The organism is Erwinia sp. PPS120, from assembly GCF_047918655.1.
GTDB classification, from domain to species: Bacteria; Pseudomonadota; Gammaproteobacteria; order Enterobacterales; family Enterobacteriaceae; genus Erwinia; species Erwinia tasmaniensis_A.
Genome location: NZ_JBLREF010000095.1, coordinates 504 through 1,053 on the forward strand (window position 1 = coordinate 504; position 550 = coordinate 1,053).

Annotated in this window: 1 pseudogene; it reads right to left on the bottom strand. The window is 49.3% G+C overall.

Annotated features, from left to right (window positions below):
• A pseudogene (locus ACLRGG_RS21255) lies at window positions 1–493 on the bottom strand (helix-turn-helix domain-containing protein); the annotation flags it as partial.
• Window positions 494–550: the final 57 nt, after the last annotated feature.

The window sequence follows — 550 nt, forward strand, 5'->3', positions numbered from 1 at the left end:
GTGAGCGACCTTCGAGTAGGTATCCACGAACGTCTGCTGATAAATACGTCCAACACCTTTCAGGTTTCCCACGTAGAACGTGTCCTGAGACCCCAGATAACCCGGATGAGCGGTTTCAATTTCGCCACAGGCCTCGTCATCACTGGCTTTACGTTCCAGTGCGGCAATCTGGCTGTCAGTCAGTTCGATACCCTCACGAGCCACTTTTTCTTCCAGTGCTTTAAGGCGCTTTTTGAAATTCTCAAGATTGTGGCGCAGCCANNGTAACGGCCTGCTCAGTTGCATCGTCAGTACGATTTTTGAGATTGGGAGCGCGCCGGCTGCGGTTAATCAGCGCATCCACACCGCCTTCATCAGCCAGTTCACGATAACGGTAAAATGTATCACGGGAGACGCCCATGATTTTACAGGCTTTAGATACGTTGCTGAGTTCTTCAGCCAGATTAAGCAAACCAGTTTTGTGTTTGATGACGGGATTGGTAGTATGAAGCATGAGAGTTACCTCGTGTTTTGTATAAGGACTGTCTCTTATACACATCTCCGAGCCCAC